Origin of the sequence: uncultured Gemella sp., assembly GCF_963519265.1 — a bacterium.
Taxonomy (GTDB): Bacteria; Bacillota; Bacilli; order Staphylococcales; family Gemellaceae; genus Gemella.
Window position 1 is genome coordinate 1 of the sequence record NZ_CAUQNQ010000150.1, and the last position, 2,590, is coordinate 2,590.

Annotated in this window: 4 protein-coding genes; all 4 read right to left on the minus strand. The window is 31.4% G+C overall.

Annotated features, from left to right (window positions below):
* A partial coding sequence (locus RWN11_RS08230; protein ID WP_314161252.1) for a ubiquitin-like domain-containing protein occupies window positions 1-545 on the minus strand: 545 nt, incomplete at its 3' end.
* Window positions 546-548: 3 nt separating this feature from the next.
* On the minus strand, window positions 549-1,337 hold the full coding sequence (locus RWN11_RS08235) for a TatD family hydrolase (protein WP_299321886.1): 789 nt from the start codon (window positions 1,335-1,337) through the stop codon (window positions 549-551).
* Window positions 1,338-1,586: 249 nt separating this feature from the next.
* Complete coding sequence (locus RWN11_RS08240) at window positions 1,587-1,958, minus strand: hypothetical protein (RefSeq protein WP_314161253.1); 372 nt, start codon at window positions 1,956-1,958, stop codon at window positions 1,587-1,589.
* Between the two features lie 161 nt (window positions 1,959-2,119).
* Window positions 2,120-2,590: Cys-tRNA(Pro) deacylase (gene ybaK / locus RWN11_RS08245; RefSeq protein ID WP_314161254.1), on the minus strand; the 471-nt coding region annotated here is incomplete at its 5' end.

Sequence of the window (2,590 nt, forward strand, 5' to 3'; positions counted from 1 at the left end):
CCATTTTTACCTTCAACTTTTGTAACTTTTTCATCTACATATTTAGAATCATCTTTTTCTTCTTTTGTTTCAAATTTAATTACTTCTTTTTTAGTTTCAGTAGTTTTTCCAGTTCTAGCAATTTTAATTGTATCAACTGTAGCTACTTCACTGTTTAATCCCGGTGTAACTTCATCTTTTTCACCAAGAGTGATGTTTAATTCTTTTAAGATATCTTCAACTTTTTTGTAAGTAGTTTTTCTTACCGTAGTTGTATCTCCATCAACGATTGTTATTTCATGGGCTTTATAAATGCTGATAGTTTCCCCACCATTTACTTTTGTATCTAATCCTGGTTCTACTCTATCATCTGCACCAAAAGGAATATCATTAGCAATAAGAATTTCTCTAACTGTTCCTTTTTTAGTTTTCAGCTCAATTTTATTACTATTATCTAAGTTTACGGCGAAAACATTGTGCCCTGTATATTCTTCCGCTACTACGAAAGCTCCCGATAATAATAATCCTGATGTTGCCGCTGCGGCTATAATTCTACCTAATTTCATGTATTAATCAATCTCCTTTTTATCTTCTAATCCGAACAACGTACATGCATTATTGAATGTTTGTTTTGTTAGTTGTTCATACGACATTTCTTTAAGGTCTGCAATTTCTTGTGCTACATAGTGCACATATGCAGGTTCGTTTCTTTTTCCTCTATATGGTGTTGGTGTTAAATACGGACAGTCCGTTTCAATTAACAACTTATCTAATGGACAAGCTTTTGCTACTTCTTTAGGTGTTTTTGCATTTTTAAATGTTACTGGTCCACCCAATGAAATATAGAAGTTCTCTTTTAGCATTATATTCATGCTTTCTACAGAACCAGAAAAGCTGTGCATTATTCCACCAATTTCACTAGCTTTTTCTTCTTGAAGTATTTGTATTGTATCTGCCATAGCATCACGTGTGTGAATTACTATTGGTTTGTTTACTTCTTTCGCTAGTTGAATTTGTCTTCTAAATACTTCTTTTTGAATATCCTTTGGACTTTTATCCCAGTGATAATCTAGACCAATCTCTCCGATAGCTACTACTTTATCATTAGTTAAAGCAATTTTCTTAATCATTTCATATTTTTCTTCTGTAAAGTCAATTGCTTCTACTGGGTGCCAACCTACTGTTAAATATAAAAAGTCATATTTAGCTGTGATTTCCAGTGCTTTTTCTATACTTTTATCATCGAAACCAACTATGTTTATTAATTTTACTCCCGCTTCTTTCGCACGAGCAATAGTTTCTTCTAAGTCTTCTAAATAAGCATCATCATTTAGATGCGCATGTGTATCAAATAACATACCACGCCTCCTTATGTTAATAATTATATCAAAACAACGTTTCATTAGAATATCTAAACTATTTCAATTATGTTACAATACATTTTCAATTAACTCAAATATTGTTACTTTATGCGTTTTCAGCAATATCTAGGGAGAATTATTGTCTTTTTTCAATAATTATTTCTAAATATTTAAGGAGCTGACTAAAAAAATGCCTTAGAGCATTTAAACACTCTAAGACATCTCTATAAAATGAGTTTATTATATTTAATTCAGTTCTCCATGGTACCAAACACGTACTTTACCATTCCCTATTGGATAAATATCACTGAAGTATAATGTACCTGAAGCCCAACCACGCCCATCATAAAATTGACTATAATTTACACTTGTTGGATATGCTGAACCTACAGGATAGTCATAAGGAATACTTTTAGAAATCTTCTCTCCAGTATTTTCAGAATTATTCACAATTGTAGTTTTATCTACTCCAACTGCATTATTTTCTTGATATGTTGTATTTTCTTCATTCACATTAGCATTTCCACCTGATGAAGAATAGACTGTACCAATTCCTAAGCTTCCTGGAAGTAGCACTAATAATAAACTCATCGCTCCTATTTTAATACTTTTTTTCATAAGTACTCACCTCCCTATCTACTTATTTTATTGATATTATACTCCTATATAATTATAATTGCAAACCTTTTCGTGTTAGTTTATATAAAAAAACGACTTTTTATATAAATCTGTTTAAAACTCTATGTGAATTTATATTATCTAAAGTCGTTCTGCTTATATTATTCAGCTTTGAAGTCTACTACTTGAGCACCGATAAGTTGCTCTAAAACTTCTGGTTTTACTTCTACTTGGTGACCTACTTTACCTGCAGAGATAATAATCGTTTCAACTTCACGACATTTTTTATCTACAAAAGTCGGAAATAATTTTTTCATCGCAAATGGTGAGCAACCACCTTTTACATATCCTGTAATTTTTGTCAGATCTTTAAGTGGTAACATTGATAAACTTTTCACACCTGCTGCTTTGGCAAGTTTCTTAAAGTTTATATTGTCTTCACTCATAAGTACTCCTACAATGTAGTTACCTTTGCCATCTGTAGTCATAATTGTTTTAAATACTTGATTATGATCGCGCCCGATAATATCAGCTACTCCTACACCAGTCTTCGCAGCATCACTTTCTGCATCAAATTCAAAATGATTATATTCTACACCATTTTCATCTAAAAATCGCATAGCATTTGTTTT